The organism is Niabella sp. CPT15-335-S11 (genome assembly GCF_058792415.1).
Window position 1 is genome coordinate 988136 of record NZ_JBYTEI010000001.1, and the last position, 17681, is coordinate 1005816.

Genomic DNA, 17681 nt, shown 5'->3' on the forward strand with positions numbered 1-17681 from the left:
AATTGCTTCCTGGTAATCGGGCGCATTATTTGCGTTGGGCTTTAAGCTATACTATGTTGCTGCAGATTCATCCCAAAGACCCGCAGCCCAGGCTGATCAAGACTGTGGCCGACACACTTCGGAACGGTGGTATCATCATTTACCCGACTGATACCCTGTACGGATTGGGTTGCGATATTTTTCAGACAAAGGCCGTGGAGAAGATCTGCCGGATCAAACAAATCGATCCCAGGAAAGCGAGGTTGTCTTTTATTTGCAGTGATCTGAGTCATCTCAGCGATTTCGCGAGACAAATGTCTACCCCCACATTCAGAATACTGAAAGAATATCTTCCCGGACCTTATACCTTTATTTTGCAGGCGAGCAAGCAGGTTCCCAAAATCCTTCATAACAAGAAAGATACCATTGGGCTGAGGATCCCGAATAATAATATAACGATGGCACTTGTTAAAGAGCTGGGGCATCCCGTGCTTAGTACATCGCTACCAGGAGAATATGTAGAAGATTATACCGATCCTGAAATCATTCATGAAAAATATGAGCACCTGGTGGATCTGGTTGTGGACGGCGGCATAGGCGGAACCACCCCTTCTACAATCATCGATTGTACCACCGGTGAATGTGAACTGACCCGCCAGGGCGCAGGCGAATGGCCGGGCGACTGATATTCTAAAACCTGGGGTTTCATGCATCAGTAGCGCGAACAAGCATTAATAACAAATATTATAATAATTCTATCTAATATCTAATATCTAACGTCTAGCGTCTAGATTTATTCACTTCATCAGCAAATTCCTGAACGCAGTAGAATCGCCGTTGAACACATTAAAATCCACACTGCCTTTGATGCCATCCACATTACCTTTGTCGTTATGCTGCCAAAACAGCCAGGGGCGGCTGATTCGGGGTTTGTGCTTTTCATAATAATGAGCTACCCAAAGCGGGTATTCGTCAAAATCTTTTCCCAGGTATTTTTGGTAGAAATCCGCGTGTGTGTAAATAATCGGCCTGACTCCGTAGTATCCTTCGATCAGTTCCAGCCAGGCCCTGACTTTTGCTTTCAATACGATGAGGGGAACCTGGTTGGTCTGTTCTACGTCAAGTACAGGTGGAAGATCACCGGTTACAAGTCTCACGTTCGAAATGAACTGCCTGGCCTGTTGGTTGGCATCCAGCGAAGGAATAAAATAATGATAAGCGCCCCGAGGAATCCCATTTGATTTTGCGAGCCGGAAATTCCTTTTGAAAGTAGGATCGATCAGGGTCTCGCCCTCTGTGGCTTTGATGAAAGCGAAGCCGATCCGCTTTCCCTGCACTTCCATTTCTTTCACCAGCTTCCAGTTGATATTCTGCTGATACCTGGAGACGTCGATACCGTGAATGTCGTATGCCACCGGAAGGTCGATACCAAAGGCTTCAAAGCGTACAAACACTTCCTGTTGCTCTTTATATCGTTCCAGCAGGAAATAGACCAGTCCGGCCAAAAAAACCAGGATCCCGACTTTTACGAGAAGGTCCTTTAATTTCCAGTTCTTCTTTTTACGACGGCGCATAGAACAAACCCCGGTTTACCGGGGTCACAAATATAACTATAACGGATAGCCTGAAATGACACATTACTTGTAATGCTTGACCTTAAAACTACTCTTCCTGTTTTTTATCGCATCAATCTCCTGTTCTATCGGACTGAGTTTAATAATTTTCACAAGCCCCTCTGCACCGTCGTAATCCCTTGCAGAACTGTACAGGTAGTCTTCCGGGAACTGCACGATTCGTTCTTTGACGGGAAAGGAATGAATCAATTCAATTTGTTCAGCGATCAGATCCGGCCGCCTCATATCCAGTATTAACGGGTTTGCCATCGGTTTCCAACAATTAATATTACGGGCCGTCCGAAGTAATCCGGTGTATTTGTTAAACCTTTCCACTAACCAGGATTTCTTCTCTTCAGGTTCCGCTTCAATGGCATCTATAATTTTTTCGGTTGTAAATTGTTTGAACTGAGCACGTAGATCAGTCAGCTGTACATCTTTCGCAGTGCGGCATACGAGGTACAGCCTGTTTGGCATCAGGCACCAGCCGTAAAGGATCAATCCTTTGGAAGCAATAAAGTGGTTCAGCGTGTGCACGATGATCTGTTTGTAGACCGCCCGTACAAAAAGATCCACCAGACCGGATGTTTCAAGGGTCAGTACATAGCAACTAAGCTCATTGAAAGATATTACATTCAGGTTCTTCATTCTCCTCAGGAACTTCGCTTTTCAATATAAGCTAAAGTCAAATGTTCCTATACAAATTGTGTTCCAATTATCCGCGAGAACGTTGTACCAACGGTAGTTTGCAGTCTCGCGGTGAATGTTAATTTTTAACCATTTGATTTTCAAAGGCACTGAAAGCAAGAAAAATTAAAAATATTTTAGCAATTTTCAGCTTGATGTTTACTCAACAATCCTTAACCGTGCATAATTCAAAAGGATCTTTTTTTCACCGTTTAGTTCAAACCGGATCAGGGCCATGGGATTGTGTGCAGCGCCTTCGACGCTTAATACTTCTCCGAACCCGAATTTCTGGTGTTCAACTTTCTGGCCAACAGCAATTTCAGCGGGATCACTGGGCGAGAAATCCGGGCCTGCAACGTGTTCTACCACTTTCCTTTCAGGTTTTGGAGAAAGATAGGCCGGCGTATTTGAGTTTTTTCCTGGTGGGGGACCATATTTTTTTTCGGCGTCGGTGACCTTATTGCGCGATGATCCCCAACTGCCGGACATGCGTTCAAATGCTGAGCCCCGAAGACCGGCGGAAGGAGTATTTCTGGCCCCTCCACCTGCGTACTGCTGATCCAGAAACTCCGGTGGCAGCTCAGAAATGAATCTGCTCGGTTCATTCCGCACCAGTGAACCAAACTTATACCGCGTGTTGGCATAGGAAATCCATAATTTCTTTTTGGCCCTCGTTATTACCACATAAAATAACCGACGCTCTTCTTCCAGTTCTTCGCGGGTATTAATACTCATTGCGTTGGGGAATAGCATTTCTTCCAGACCTGCAGCAAACACGCATGAGAACTCTAGTCCTTTCGCGGCATGGATGGTCATCATCTTCACGGTATCGGCTTCCGGGTCTTTTTCATCTGCATCCGTCAGCAGGGTAATCTGTTGCAAATAGGCCCCCAATCCTTTATCGATCAGTTCTCCTTCCTCGTTATCCGGGCTCTCCACCCATTCTTTGATAGAGTTCAGTAGCTCCTGTATATTTTCATAGCGTTGTAATCCTTCTGTGCTTTTATCGTTGAACAGCTCCTTTACCAGGTTGGTTTGTTTCCCTACATGCACCGCAACATCGTATGCATTCTGTTTTTCCAGCATGCTTGAGAAACTCCGGATCATGGTTACAAACTGGTTGATCACTTCCGTAGTTCCCGATCTGAATCCAAACTGATTTGCCTGCATCAGCACTTCCCACATGGTGAGGTTATGCGTATTAGCCATCAGCGTGAGCCGGTCAATGGTGGTCTTCCCGATACCGCGCGCCGGATAGTTTATAATACGTTTCAGCGCTTCTTCATCTTTTGGATTGATGATAACGCGCAGGTAAGCAACCAGGTCCTTCACCTCTTTGCGCTGGTAGAAACTGATGCCTCCGTAGATGGTATAAGGAATTCCCATGCGCCGTAAAGATTCCTCAAATGCCCGGCTCTGGGCATTGGTGCGGTATAAAATGGCGAAGTCCCGGTTTAAAAAATGGTTCCTTAATTTTTGTTCCTGGATGGTGTCTGCCACAAACCTGCCCTCATCATTGTCTGAAGCGGTCTGCACAACCTGGATCTTTTCACCTTCGGCATTTTCAGTAAACAACACTTTGGGGATCTGTCCCTTGTTGTTTTCAATAACCTTATTGGCGATATGTATGATATTTTTAGTACTTCTGTAGTTTTGTTCAAGCTTGACCACTGTCACGTTATCGTAATCTTTTTGAAACTGCAGGATATTCTGAATGGTGGCGCCTCTGAAACTGTAGATACTCTGTGCGTCATCTCCCACCACGCACACATTTTCGTGCATCGCACCCAGCAGCTTAATGATCTCGTACTGAGCGGGGTTTGTATCCTGGTACTCATCTATTAAAATGTACCTGAATTTATGCTGGTACTTACTGAGCGCATCCGGAAAGTTTTTCAGCAGTTCATAAAACTTCAGCAGGAGGTCGTCAAAGTCCATGGCGCCATTTTTGAAACACCTCTTGCAATAGGCGTCATAGATCTTCGCGATGGCGGGACGGTTACCGCGGATATCTTCCTGCTGAATCTGATAATCGTTCGCGTATTGTTCGGGAGTTACCAGGCTGTTCTTGGCGGAGGATATCCGGTTATAGACTGTATTGGGTTTGTACACCCGGTCGTCCAGTTGCAATTCCTGGATTACCGTTTTTACAACGCTTTTGGCGTCATCCGTATCGTAGATTGTAAAGTGATTGGGGTAACCCAGCCGCGGGGCCTCTGTTCTGAGAATGCGCGCGAATACGCTGTGAAAAGTTCCGATATACAAATTCCTGGCTTCCTGACCACCCAGGATATGCTCCACCCGCTCCTTCATCTCTTTAGCCGCCTTATTGGTAAAGGTGAGTGCCAGTATATTAAATGCGTCCACACCATTTGCCATCAGATGGGCAATCCTTGTAGTGAGAACTTTGGTTTTACCGCTTCCCGCGCCCGCTATGATCATCAGGGGGCCATTGATATGTGTCACTGCCTCACGCTGCCTCTCATTCAATCCTTTTAAATAATCCTGCATGGCCGCAAGGTACGAACCATTTGTTCAATCCTGGCTTTTCAACTTTTTCCAGATCTCAGGAATTCTTTTGATCCATACCAGTTCCTTCAGTTTTTCTTTTGCATCAACGGCAGGTGAGCCAAAATAGGCCTTACCTGCAGCTAGTGAAGAGGGCACACCGCTTTGTGCATTGACAACAGCGCCCTTACCAATCGTGAGCGTTTTGGAAACGCCAACCTGTCCCCATAACACAACTTCATCTTCGATGACTGTTGCCCCGGCCACACCCACCTGCCCGGCAAACAGGCAGTTCTTTCCCACAATGGTGTCGTGCCCGATATGCACCTGGTTGTCAAACTTGGTGCCGGCGCCTATCCGCGTATCGCCGGTAACACCGCGGTCGATGGTGCAGCCTGCACCTATTTCCACATAGTCTTCGATAACCACCCGGCCACAACTCAGCATCTTCTTATAATGTATATCCCGATTGGTCTTTTTGTTATAATAAAACGCGTCACTACCTATCACGGTGCCGCTTTGGATGATCACGTGATCGCCAATAACACAATGATCCAGAATGGTGACCTGCGGATGGATGATACAATCTTTACCTATAGTAACGTGATTGCCAAGGTAGCTGTTGGGCATGATAACAGTTCCCTCGCCGACAACAGCCGTTTCTGCAATGTTTTGCATTGATGGCTGGAAGGGTCTGACGTAACGTATAACCTTTAGAAAGGCTTCAAAGGGATCGTCCACAATGAGCAGGACTTTTTCGTCGGGGACCTCAACTTCTTTATTAATGATGATAAAACTTGCTGCCGACCGCAGACAGGCTTGATAGTATTTAGGATGATCAACAAACACAAGGTCACCCGGCTCTACAACGTGAATTTCATTAATGCCGGTTACAGGTGAGTTGACGTTACCCGCAACGCGTGCACCAATCAGTTCCGCAATTTGCTGAAGCGGAATTGGCTTATCAAAATGCATAGTGGAAATTTTGGACAAACCTACTTAAAAATTTATTTGTTGAAAAGGGAACTCTTTTCTTTCGATGTTCATCAGCCAACACGAGCCTTTAACCAGAAGAAACAAAATTTTTTTTTCGATCAGATGAGTGGTAAATATGCTTCTGAATCAGAAGATCTGATGGCTGGAATATCGTTCAAGAAAAATGAATTCAATAGCGTGATTCTCTGTAATGTAGTGTTCATCCGTATTTCAGCCATATCTATTTTTTTGATAACACGCAATCTTTCCGGAGTGAATGGTTAAACGAACCTACGCAGGATCGAAAAATCGGCTGATGATATCCACAGTTTATTTAAAAATGTTAATAAAAATTATTGTAAATTATTTTTAAGTAGTCAAAATAATAATTAATATTGTGGAAGGAAATTCAAACCTGTTACTTACTAACCCATCTATAATAATAATCCCTTCGGTTTTTTGAAGGGATTTTTTTTATGCAGGATGTTCAGGAACGATCGCATTCAGTCTAAATATACTGTGTAGTTTCAATCAGGATCAGGCCCAGCCCGAAGCCCGGTACGATACAGCGACTTAACGCTATTGCAAAATCCGGTTGAAAATCAATTTCCTACCCTACCTTTACAAAAATAGTTCTATGCTTAAATCCATGACCGGATTTGGCCGGGCAGAAAGAAACATTGGGAAAAAGACGTTTCTGATCGACATAAAGTCTTTGAACGGGAAACAGTTTGATTTGTCATTGCGACTCCCGGCATTACTTAAACCTTTTGAATTTGAGATTCGCAAAATTCTTTCGGGTGGACTGAGCCGCGGTAGTATCGATTGCGCCATCAGCCTGAAAGATACCGGCGAAGCTAAACCGGTAAGTATAAATACGGACCTCGCGAAAGCGTATTATCGATCCCTTTCTGAATTATCACAGGAGCTTGGTATCGATAATTCTAATGCGTTGAATATTCTCATTAAACTCCCGGAAGTAATTACACCAACCAGTGAGGCACTGGAAGATAAGGACTGGGAATCGGTTCAGGAGATGTTGAAAGATGCCATGGATGATCTGAATGCACATCGGGTGGATGAAGGTGAGATCCTTGCCAACGAGTTAATGAAGCGGATAACTAATATCAGGGCGCTTCAGTTGAAGGTTGGCGAACTTGATCCGCTAAGAAAGGAAAAGATTAGGGAAGGATTGCTTAAATTACTGTCAGAACGGGTAGGTAAAGAGAATTATGATGAGAACCGGCTTGAGCAGGAGCTGATCTATTATATTGAGAAGATCGATATTACTGAGGAGCAGGTGAGACTCAAAAACCACTGCGAGTTTTTTGAAGAAGTGCTGAAGGGAGAGACTGATCTGAAAGGCAAAAAGCTTGCTTTTGTATTGCAGGAGATCGGCAGAGAGATCAATACACTTGGATCTAAAGCTTACGACTCATCCATTCAAAAATTTGTGGTGATGATGAAGGATGAATTGGAAAAGGCAAAGGAACAGGTGCTGAATGTATTATAACACGCGACTAAAAAAATTATGAATGAAAGCTTACAATCTTTTGATTAGATACAGGCTTGCGATTGGTCTGGTTGCAATCCTGATCGGAGCATATGTACACTACGCCGCGGGGTTTTGGCCTGCATTTACCTTGTACCTGATCGGACTGATCCTGGTATTCGGGCATTTCTTTTTCGGGCCGTTGCGTTTGATCCAGGAATATATGGAGGATGGCGATCTGGAAGGGGCAGAGAAAGTGCTGAATTCAATCAAGTACCCTGGTTTGTTGTATAAACCGATCCGCTCGGTCTACTATACACTGAAAGGTAATATCGCCATGAGCAAACAGGATTTTGATTCGGCCGAGGTGCTGATGAAGAAAGGGTTGGACCTGGGTATGCCGGTCAAAGAAGCTGAAGGAGCCAGCCTGCTGCAGATGGGCATGTTGTCCATGCAGAAGGGAAATAACCGGCAGGGCGAGAGTTATATCCGGGAAGCCATCAGGAAAGGATTTCCGGATAAGGAAAATGAAGCAACAGCTTATCTGCAAATGTGCAGCATTATGATGAACAAGCGGGAATTCAGGGCGGCCAAAGACTTTTTCAAGAAAGCCAAGGCCTGCAAGCCGACTACCCCCCAGATTGTTGACCAGATCAAACAAATCGAAAAGTATATTTCCAGGATGCCGGGTTAATGCCTCCTATTTTAATTCTTTTACTTCAAACTCAGTCATCCAGTTTGGCTTCACCGTTAATTTGCGTTCAAGAGGCTTAATGATCTCCGGTTGCCGGTGTTCTTTAAAGAACTGACCCGGATCCCATTTTCCATTCCCGTTTTCATCGTACAGGATCTGCATTTCGTACTCGCCCGGCGGATATAATTGCAATTCAAATATATTTGTTTTTAAAGGGAATGAATTCTTGACAATGCCACCCTGCACCAGGAGCAGTACCGGATTTTTAACCGCTCCAAGATTCAGAAAATTGATCTTGACCTGTCCGTAGTCTGCTATAGCCTTGGTCTTAAACCGCAGGGTGTCAGGCTTCAGTAGCTCACGGTTCAGACTGTCCGAAGCAAAGTCTTTTTGCAACAGTAATGCGTATCGGTGTTTTTCATTCCAGCGTATATTCAGCGTTGCCTTCATCCTCGTGCTGTCCAGCTTGATCGAGTAATCCGGAATCTTTGTATAAGTGGAATCATTAGCCAGTACAATCTTAGAAGTATCAAAATTTTTCAAGGGAGAATCAAAAGTCAATGTGAGGGGCTCCAGCAGATCCATCTCCTTGCCCTGCAGATTGGATTTTACCTTGAGGCGTTTTTCTTTTTTGTCAGGTACCGGTATAGGTGGTGTTTTTTCCTCCTCTATGGAGTAGGCCAGTAGCTTGATAGGCTTGGGAGGTTCTCCCGAGACTTTCACAGCCGAATCTGCGAAAGCAAAAACCTGTTGCGGGCTGGTGTACAAATAAGATCCCCCCTCGTCCTTTAGCGCGTACAACCGGTAAGTTCCCGGCGCCAGATGACGGAACAGGAAGATGCCTGAGCTGTCAAGCCGGGCTATATATTTTGGTCTTTCTTTCACAACGGCGCTATCGTCAAGGTTTGAATGCAGCATTACCGTAAGCGTGGAATCGGGTTTACCTGTTTTCGCAGTAACAACGTAGCCGCTGAGTTGCAGAGAATCAAAATAATCTCCGGTGGTGACAATGTATAGCAGGTCTTTGACCCGGTTTCCTTCAGTGATGTCTTTGATAGATTTGGCGAAATTGAAAACGTAGGTTGTATTCGGAATCAGGGTATCTTTCAGGCTGATGGTGACTGTTTTCAGTTTACGGTGCACTTCGGGAAATATCCTGGGAACGGGCGAGATGACCAGGTTCTTATAAGGATCATCAAGGTCAACGTATTCACTGAATGTGAAGGTTATTTTCTTGTCTTTGAAGTGTTTGGTCTCGCCGGGCGGATCTGCACGGACCAACGCGGGAGGTAAAGTATCTTTTGGTCCGCCGGAGGGCGGAACGATACTGGCGCAGCCTGATCCCGAGAGCAGGATGGCCAGGTAAGCGCCGGTCAGGATCAACAGCGTCAGAAAACCTTTATGCATAACGATGCAAACTTAAATGCTTTTAGGTAAAGTTAAATCTGCTTTCTGGTTATGGATCCCATTTTAACATCCGGGCCCACCCCACTTAATCGGGCGGTCAGCGTTGGTACACCCGCACATAATCTATTTCCAGTTTCCAGGGCAGGGAGGCGTCATCCACACCTTTTTGTCCGCCCCAGTTGCCGCCGACGGCAATGTTCCTCTCCTTTATCGACTCCCTTATTTCCATGACTTTCCTGTAGATTGCGACAGCCGATAATGGATATAGTATGAGATACATCAAATTCATATATTAATTATATATTTCATTGGCAATTCACACGCAAAGGTCTATCTAATTTAGATTAGTATGAAAATATTGATTTTAGACGATTCCCATCGCGGCTTCATCCAGCAACCAAAGATTTGCTTCTTTTTTGGTGCTGATTAGCTGAACCGGATAGGGAGCTTTCTGGCTTTTGCCTGAAAATATTTTTTTAATGACCGGCGCTTTTCCCGCGCCCGAAACCAGGAAGTGAATTTTCCTGCTGTTGTTGATCAGCCTGTAGGAAAAACTAATACGCCAGGTATCTTTTGACGCAACCCACACTTCTTTAACAAGCCGTTTCTTTTCAGTAAGGATCGCAGTGCCGGGGAACAGGGAAGCAGTATGACCGTCTTCTCCCATACCCAGTAGCGTCAGATCGAAACGCGGGTTATTGCCGAGTATTTTCCGAACCGTCCGTTCGTATTCCTTCGCGCATTTATCAGGTTTACCCACAGTAGGGACGGGAAAAATATGTTTCGGGGGAACCGGCACTTTGTCCAAAAGCGTTTCCCTCGCCATCCGGTAATTACTATCAGGATGATCCGGCGGTACAAATCTTTCGTCGCCCCAAAAAAATAAAACCTTTTTCCAGTCGATATTCCGGCTGAAGGGTCGCGAGGCGAGCAGGCTATAAAGCAGGCGGGGTGTGTTACCTCCCGACAAAGCAACAGAAAACCTGTCTTTTTCCGAAATTGCTCTGTTGCAAATTTCTACAAAATAATAGGCGGCTGCGCGGCAAAGGGCTTCATCATCCTGCCAGATCAGCTTTACGTTTCTTGCTTTTTGCGGTTTTTCCATTGGACCTTTTTATTTTTTCGGTGACTGATTTAGCCAGGTTCAGGTTGTCGGCAGGCAGCGTTACCCAGGCGGCGCCGTCTGAGGCTGGTAACGCGTCGGCACTCGCCGGACCCCAGCTACCGGCATCGTACTTTTGTAATCCTTTGTTCGATTTGCTCCATTCATTCAGGATTGGCATCACTACTTTCCAGGCCGCCTCTACCTGATCTGCCCGCATAAATTGTGTGGCATCGCCCTCCAGGGCATCCAGCAGCAGCGTTTCATAGGCTTCCGGCGATGGTTCGGAAAATGAATTCCTGTATGTAAAATCCATTTCAACAGGTTTCAGGTGCATATGCATTCCGGGTACTTTCCCTTCAAACAGCAACGAGATTTCCTGCTGAGGTTGTATGCTGATCACTAAACGGTTCGGGGTAACATCACCCTCGAAGATTTTGTGTGGCGAGTCTTTAAACTGAATTACGACCAGCGACGACTGCTTCGCCAGGCATTTGCCCGTTCTTAAATAAAAAGGTATGTCTTTCCACCTGCCGTTATCAATAAATAATTTCATGGCCACATAGGTTTCAGTGTAGGATCCTCTGGCCACGTTCACTTCATCACGGTAGGCAATTTGCTTCCTCCCATCTATCGTTCCCGCACCGTACTGACCTCTGATTACATTTTCAGCAATGAAGGACGGCGTGAATGGCCTGACATTGTCTAGCACCTTGACCTTTTCATTCCGGATGGGTTCTGCCTCGTATTTCCCGGGACATTCCATAGCGATAATCGTCAGGATCTGCATCAGGTGATTCTGAACCATATCGCGCAGCGCACCACTTTTGTCATAATAAGTTCCCCGTGTCCCCACGCTCACGGATTCTGCTACAGAGATTTGTATGTGCTCGATGTATTGCCGGTTCCACAGCGGTTCAAAAATCGTATTAGCAAACCTGAAAGCCAGGATATTCTGCACTACTTCTTTGCCCAGGTAATGATCGATCCGATAGATCTGCTGTTCATTAAACTTTGAGCTGAGTGAGAGATTCAAAGCGCGGGCAGAATCGAGGTCAGTCCCGAAAGGTTTTTCAACAATGATCCGGTCCTTTGCAAGATCTGTGGCCAATTCAAAACTGGCCAGTCCCTGAGAGACGGTGTCTATGAAAGTTGGAGAGATAGCATAATAGAATAGTCTAATACCACGAACTTTCCAGGAAGCATCGTTTTTTTCGAGCACATCTTTCAGCCTGGGAAAAGTATCCGGTACATTAAAATCACCCTGAAAGTAATCGAGGCGGTTTCTGAACTCGGACCAGTGTGCCTGGGTGACTTTCCCGCTGCGGGAAAAAGTATTAATTCCTTCCATCATATGTTTGTCATAGGCTGCCTCAGTCATGCCGTGATAGTCCACTGCGAGGATCTTAAACTGCTCGGGCATATAACCATTGATATAAAGATTGTAAAACGCGGGGATCAGCTTTCGCCACGAAAGATCGCCAAGGCCCCCGAAGATCACAATGTTAGCGGGTAATTTCTTTTCGTTCATTTTTAATTATTTTTATTCCATACTGTATGAAAAATCCCTTTCCGATCGTTCCTTTCGTAAGTGTGCGCGCCAAAATAATCGCGCTGCGCCTGTATCAGATTGGCTGGCAGTCGGGCAGAAACGCGGGCGTCAAAATAATGGAGGGCGCTTCCTATGGCCGACACTGCCAATCCGGCTTCTATTGCAACATTCAAGAACTTTACCAGTTCCGCCCTTCTCTGCTGAAGCAAGGAAATAAATGCCGGTGAACCCAATATATCGATTTTTCCCGACTTTTCATCCCAGGCTTCCAGGAAGTCACCGATCAATGCAGAGCGAATGATACAACCGGCACGCCATACCTTCAACACCTGGTAAATACTCATCTCATAGTTATATTGAAGCGAAGCCTTCTGCAACAATTCGGTTCCCTGCAGGTAGGCGATCACAAATCCAAAGTACAATGCCTCCCTGCAAGTTTCTACCAGCTGTTTCCTGTCTGTCGTTTTCGTCTCTTTCTGATGATCATAAAGTGCAGCGAGGCGGACCCTGTCGTCCTTCAGCGTCGACAAATAACGCATGCTCACGGATATATCAATCGTGGGGACGGGCACTTGTAATTCCAATCCACTTTGCGAGGTCCACAAACCGGTTCCTTTTTGCGCAGCACAATCCTGGATAACATCAATGAGGTCATGTGCCGACAGATCGTCTTTTTGCAGGAAGATTTGCGAAGTGATATCAACCAGGAAAGATTCCAGTTCTGTCTGATTCCAGGCATCGAAAACTTCGGACAATTCGGCGTTACTGAATCCGGCGTTTTTCAGGAGGCCATAAACTTCACTGATCAGTTGCATCAGGGCGTATTCGATGCCATTGTGCACCATTTTTACATAATGTCCCGCGCTGGTATTTCCCATATAATCCACGCAGGATGAACCATCGGACGTCTTAGCAGCGATGGCTTTCAGCATTCCTTCCAGTTTGGCGTAACTTTCCCTTGAACCACCCGGCATCAGGCTGGGACCATTACGGGCTCCTGCTTCACCTCCCGAAACACCCATTCCAACAAAGTGGATGCCCACTTGCTGTAATTGCTTATATCGTCTTTCAGTATCGGTAAAGTGAGCGTTGCCGCCATCGATCAGGATATCGCCCGGAGATAGGTTGGGAGTAAGTTCATCGATGACCAGATCTGTAATATGTCCAGCCGGAACCAGCATGATAATGGTACAGGGATGCCCTAGTTTTTGAATTAAGTCTGCTGAAGTTTCAGTAACGGTACAAGGTCTCTGGCCTGCCTCCTGTAACATTCTGTTTCGCTGATTGACATCCGGGTCGTAGCCATAAAGCTCAAAGCCCTCATCTGCGATATGGAGACTCAGATTTCTTCCCATCGTTCCGAGTCCGATCATTCCGATTTTTGATTTGACGCTCATATTTTTGTCTTGTTGTTTGTCGGATACTTTTCCTGTTACAGCATTAAAGATACCCAGCTTTAATAAAATCATAAAAAATTGTACCGCCTATAACAATTTTGCGCTATTCACCCGGTATTCATTTAGTTTTCGTTACTTTTAATTTCTGGAAACGGCACTATTTAAAGCATTAATCAGAACGGCAGATCAGCATGATGAGGTTTATACTACAAGCATTACCCAGACTGGCATTGTTTTTATTTCTTTTACAAGGATGCGCGCCAGGCGGGCAGCCTACAAAAAGTAATGTCCTTGCGCGGCCACCGGCTGCGGGACACAACGCGCCGGGCGACAGAAGGATGTCGGCGGGCGAAATGAGAAACTACCCGAAACCGGAAGCACGTAAACCGACGCACAGGGAAACGGCCAAAGCGCCACCTCACAGGAATAGGCCCCAGGTCCAACGTCCTCCCGAAACTCCGGCACCCACCGCGCAGGAAGCCCAGGAAGAAAATGCGATGAATAACGCAGCCCCTTCATCCGCAGGATTCACACCACAGTTTTATAGGGCAAGGGCCGACAGTCTGCAAAAGTTTGTGAAACCGGTCTATTTTCGAATGACGGACTCGCTGGTGCAGATCATGACGCGTACCAGTAATCCGAAGAATCCGGCGGTAAATGCTTCCCAATGGTACGCTACGCCTAATTTTAATCTCAGGAAGCCAAACTATGTGATTCTTCATCATACAGCTCAGAACAGCGCCGACCAGACACTTTATACTTTTTCCATTTCCAGGGTCCAGGCCAGCGCCCATTACGTCATAGGGCGCGACGGGATCGTTTACCAATTGCTGAATGATTATATGCGTGCCTGGCATGCAGGTACCGGAAAATGGGGCAGTAACACCGACGTCAATTCAAGCAGTGTCGGTATTGAAATTGATAATAACGGGAACGAACCGTTTTCTGACGCGCAAATCGCCTCGTTGATCAACCTGCTTGCTTTTCTTAAAAAAGAATATGGCATTCCCCAATCCAATTTTATCGGTCATTCTGATATTGCGCCTACCAGGAAGAATGACCCCAGTAAGTACTTTCCCTGGAAGCGACTGGCCGATGCCGGTTTTGGATACTGGTATGATACCGGAAATATGAAAGAGCCGCCTGCTGATTTTAATGCTCTCCTGGCTATGAGGGTCATTGGCTATGATATCAGCAATCAGTCTGCCGCGATCGAAAAATTTAAACTGCACTTCATTCAGTCAGACACCTCACCCAAGTTGACAGACTGGGATAAGAAGGTCCTGTATAATCTTTATATGAAATATTAATTGGGTCGGAGAACGACCCGAAAGGGCATAAAAAAAGCATCGTGTCTTGTTTTAGGTTCGGTTTCCCGGACTTTCACTTACTAACCCGATGCTCTTTTACTAATAGCTTCTGCATTGTTACTGTAGGGCTAACCTGCATTTGGGTCAAAAGCGCATTGCTACACCCTCTTCCGTAATTTAGATCAGCAGAACAATGGGCAAGGCTTCTGCTACTTCGCTGAGGCTTTGTCGAATGCTGCAGTTTATCTTGTCCCAGACACCCCGGCACATTGCTGCACTTCAGTAATCCAGTCTTTGGTAAACCTTGCATCCGGCCCGGCTCCAGCGTCCCGGTAGTAACCGGGTTTAGCTTCAACTTTGAGCCCTTGCAACGCTTTTCAATTCTTGTTTCTGTCGTTGCCATTGCTGACTCAGATAGGAACAATTCTTAATGAACACTGCAATTTTTCAAAGAATCTGCGTATCGCATGTTGAAACGCTTTCATAATAACTTTCGAAACTATTCGGGCGCTTCACTTTTGCATCATGAAGATACTCAATCTGTAACCCCGTTTCCAAATATTTTGGCTTGTTTATACCCACCTGTTATAGACAGAATTATTCACTGAAACGCACAGTTATGCACCTGAATGCACCAAAATGTATAAGGTTATGCACATATTTAATAATGCCCGCATTTGAAAGTCGGGAAGGCGGCATCAGATCCCCGGAACTGTGCACGGTGCAAACGAGGCACATTTGGGGAAATTGATAGACGGTATTGTCTTAACCGGAATAAATAACTAATTTCAGCCCCATTTTAAATGACTAAAAATGACAGACTTTAAGAAATGGATACGGGGTGCTGGGATATTCTTATTGACTATTCTGCTCGTTTTCAATGGATATGCTCAGGAGAGACCCACAAAATTCATCGATTCGGCAAATATGGATCTTTCCGTTAAGCCTGGCAACGATTTCTACGAATATGCCAGCGGGACCTGGATCAAAAAGAATCCTGTTCCCGCTAAAGAGACACGTTGGGGAAGTTTTAACGTTTTAAGAGATTTTAATATCAATGCCGTAAAGGCGATCCTGGAGAAGGCCGCGGCCGACCACTCGGCGCAGGCCGGCTCTGTAGAAAAAAGGGTGGGGGATTTTTACGCAGCAGGAATGGACTCCGCAGGCATTGAAAAATTGGGATATACACCTATAAAAGCTGATCTGGCCAAGATCAAAAACATTCAGAATATTCAGGGAGTACTTCAGGAGATGAACTGGTTGCGCGGTCACGGAATCGCTTCCCCGCTTTATGGTTTTTACGTGGGTCAGGACAGGAAAAATGTGGAAAAGATGATCCCGCAGCTTTCACAGGGTGGGACCTCGCTTCCCGACAGGGATTATTACCTGAATGATGATAAACGTTCTGTTGAAGTAAGGGAAGCTTTTACAAAATATATCACGACGCTGTTCACGCTGGTAGGCACGCCCTCTGCGGATGCGGAGCAAAACGCTGCTTCCATCCTAAAAATTGAAAAACAACTGGCGGCTGCACAGTTATCGCGCGTGGAAATGAGGGATGCCTACAAGACCTATAACAAATTTGCAGTCAAAGAATTCGGGAAAAGCACACCTGGTCTGAACTGGCCCCAAATTCTTAAGTCACTCGGGATTGAAGGAGAGGATTCACTGCTGGTAAATAATCCAAAGTTTTTTACCGAAGTAGCGGTCATGCTGAAAACTGTCCCGGTTAAGGACTGGAAGGCTTATCTCAAATGGAATATCCTGAAGGGAGCGGCCCCCTATCTGAGTAAGGATTTTGTAGATGCCAATTTTGCCTTTAACCAGGCGCTGACCGGTCAGCGCATTCAAACACCCCGCTGGCAGCGGATTTCCAGCCTGGCTGATGGGAATATAGGCGAACTACTTGGTCAGCTATATGTGAAAGAATACTTTAAGCCGGCTGCCAGGGAAAGGATGAATGAACTGGTAGAAAACCTCAGGAAAGCCTTTGCGCATCGTATTCAGAACCTCGACTGGATGAGCGAGCCTACTAAAGTAAAGGCTTTGGCCAAACTGGCTGCATTCAGGCCCAAAGTGGGGTATCCGGATAAATGGAAAAATTATGATGGTCTGGTGATAGACCGTGCTGCATTCTTCCAAAACCTCAGAAATGCGGACGCCTGGCAATACAATGATATGATCAGCCGGTTGGGTAAGCCGGTCGACCGGGACAGGTGGGGAATGACGCCGCCCACAGTTAATGCGTATTACAACGCGACGCTGAATGAGATCGTATTCCCGGCAGGCATCCTGCAGTTTCCGTTCTTTGACCCCAACGCGGACGATGCGGTGAACTATGGCGGCATTGGCGCCGTAATAGGGCATGAAATGTCGCATGGATTTGATGATAACGGCAGCAAGTATGATGCGGACGGAACTTTGCGTAACTGGTGGACCGATGAGGACCGGAAAAAATTTGATCTTAAAGCGGCAGCGCTGGCCAAACAGTTCGATGGCTACACTGTGCTGGATTCAATTCACGTGAACGGAAAACTCACACTTGGAGAGAATATCGGGGATCTGGGCGGATTGAATGTTGCTTATGAAGCTTTTAAAATGACCAAACAGGGACAGGGAAATGAAAAGATCGATGGGTTTACTCCAGATCAGCGGTTCTTCCTTTCCTGGGCACAGGTATGGCGCGGAAATATACTGCCGCAGTCGGCCGCACAGTTGATCCTGACCGACCCGCATTCGCCAGGGCCGTACCGGACCATTGGCGCGCCGGTGAATATGGATGCCTGGTACACTGCCTTTGACGTTCAGCCTGGTGATAAATTATATAAGAAACCGGAAGACAGGATCCGGATCTGGTGAAGCCAGACTTTAGGTATTAGACGTTAGACAATAGATATTAGACGCTAGATACTAGACGCTAGGTAGGGTATTCTAAATACTAGCGTCTAAATACTAATATCTAGCT

14 protein-coding genes are annotated in these 17681 nt (G+C 46.0%); 5 read left to right on the forward strand and 9 right to left on the reverse strand.

What is annotated here, in order from left to right:
• Positions 1–53 precede the first annotated feature (53 nt).
• Complete coding sequence (locus AC3WS5_RS03935; protein ID WP_492465927.1) at positions 54–665, forward strand: L-threonylcarbamoyladenylate synthase; 612 nt, start codon at positions 54–56, stop codon at positions 663–665.
• Between the two features lie 111 nt (positions 666–776).
• Here AC3WS5_RS03935 and AC3WS5_RS03940 read toward each other — a convergent pair whose 3' ends face one another.
• The 4 genes from AC3WS5_RS03940 to AC3WS5_RS03955 all read right to left on the reverse strand — a co-directional run bounded on the left by AC3WS5_RS03940 (position 777) and on the right by AC3WS5_RS03955 (position 5762).
• Positions 777–1553 carry a glycoside hydrolase family 25 protein gene (locus AC3WS5_RS03940; protein WP_492465928.1) on the reverse strand — a complete coding sequence of 259 codons (777 nt, stop codon included), beginning with the start codon at positions 1551–1553 and terminating at the stop codon, positions 777–779.
• A 63-nt stretch (positions 1554–1616) separates the two neighbouring features.
• The gene (locus AC3WS5_RS03945) at positions 1617–2240 is read right to left on the reverse strand and encodes a transposase (RefSeq protein WP_492465930.1); all 624 of its coding nucleotides are present in this window, start codon (positions 2238–2240) and stop codon (positions 1617–1619) included.
• A gap of 198 nt (positions 2241–2438) precedes the next feature.
• A complete protein-coding gene (locus AC3WS5_RS03950; protein WP_492465931.1) occupies positions 2439–4790 on the reverse strand; it encodes an ATP-dependent helicase in 2352 nt (783 codons plus the stop codon).
• A gap of 24 nt (positions 4791–4814) precedes the next feature.
• Positions 4815–5762 carry a UDP-3-O-(3-hydroxymyristoyl)glucosamine N-acyltransferase gene (locus tag AC3WS5_RS03955; protein WP_492465932.1) on the reverse strand — a complete coding sequence of 316 codons (948 nt, stop codon included), beginning with the start codon at positions 5760–5762 and terminating at the stop codon, positions 4815–4817.
• A 637-nt stretch (positions 5763–6399) separates the two neighbouring features.
• Between AC3WS5_RS03955 and AC3WS5_RS03960 the strand changes: the two genes are divergently transcribed.
• Complete coding sequence (locus AC3WS5_RS03960) at positions 6400–7275, forward strand: YicC/YloC family endoribonuclease (protein WP_492465933.1); 876 nt, start codon at positions 6400–6402, stop codon at positions 7273–7275.
• Positions 7276–7297: 22 nt separating this feature from the next.
• The gene (locus AC3WS5_RS03965) at positions 7298–7948 is read left to right on the forward strand and encodes a tetratricopeptide repeat protein (RefSeq protein WP_492465934.1); all 651 of its coding nucleotides are present in this window, start codon (positions 7298–7300) and stop codon (positions 7946–7948) included.
• 6 nt (positions 7949–7954) lie between these two features.
• On the opposite strand, the gene AC3WS5_RS03970 is transcribed toward AC3WS5_RS03965, so the two are convergent.
• From AC3WS5_RS03970 to gnd, 5 genes are all read right to left on the reverse strand, one after another.
• Complete coding sequence (locus AC3WS5_RS03970; protein WP_492465935.1) at positions 7955–9355, reverse strand: Ig-like domain-containing domain; 1401 nt, start codon at positions 9353–9355, stop codon at positions 7955–7957.
• Positions 9356–9452: 97 nt separating this feature from the next.
• Complete coding sequence (locus AC3WS5_RS03975; protein ID WP_492465937.1) at positions 9453–9644, reverse strand: hypothetical protein; 192 nt, start codon at positions 9642–9644, stop codon at positions 9453–9455.
• 75 nt (positions 9645–9719) lie between these two features.
• A complete protein-coding gene (pgl, locus tag AC3WS5_RS03980; protein ID WP_492465938.1) occupies positions 9720–10460 on the reverse strand; it encodes a 6-phosphogluconolactonase in 741 nt (246 codons plus the stop codon).
• Positions 10411–11988, reverse strand: coding sequence for a glucose-6-phosphate dehydrogenase (gene zwf / locus AC3WS5_RS03985; protein WP_492465939.1), 1578 nt, complete (start codon positions 11986–11988; stop codon positions 10411–10413). Before zwf ends, pgl begins: the two co-directional genes overlap by 50 nt.
• A gap of 2 nt (positions 11989–11990) precedes the next feature.
• Entirely contained in the window at positions 11991–13478 is a 1488-nt protein-coding gene (gene gnd, locus AC3WS5_RS03990) for an NADP-dependent phosphogluconate dehydrogenase (RefSeq protein WP_492465940.1), read from the reverse strand.
• A 119-nt stretch (positions 13479–13597) separates the two neighbouring features.
• Between gnd and AC3WS5_RS03995 the strand changes: the two genes are divergently transcribed.
• A complete protein-coding gene (locus AC3WS5_RS03995; protein WP_492465941.1) occupies positions 13598–14716 on the forward strand; it encodes an N-acetylmuramoyl-L-alanine amidase in 1119 nt (372 codons plus the stop codon).
• Positions 14717–15529: 813 nt separating this feature from the next.
• A complete protein-coding gene (locus AC3WS5_RS04000) occupies positions 15530–17575 on the forward strand; it encodes a M13 family metallopeptidase (protein WP_492465942.1) in 2046 nt (681 codons plus the stop codon).
• The last annotated feature ends 106 nt before the right edge of the window (positions 17576–17681 follow it).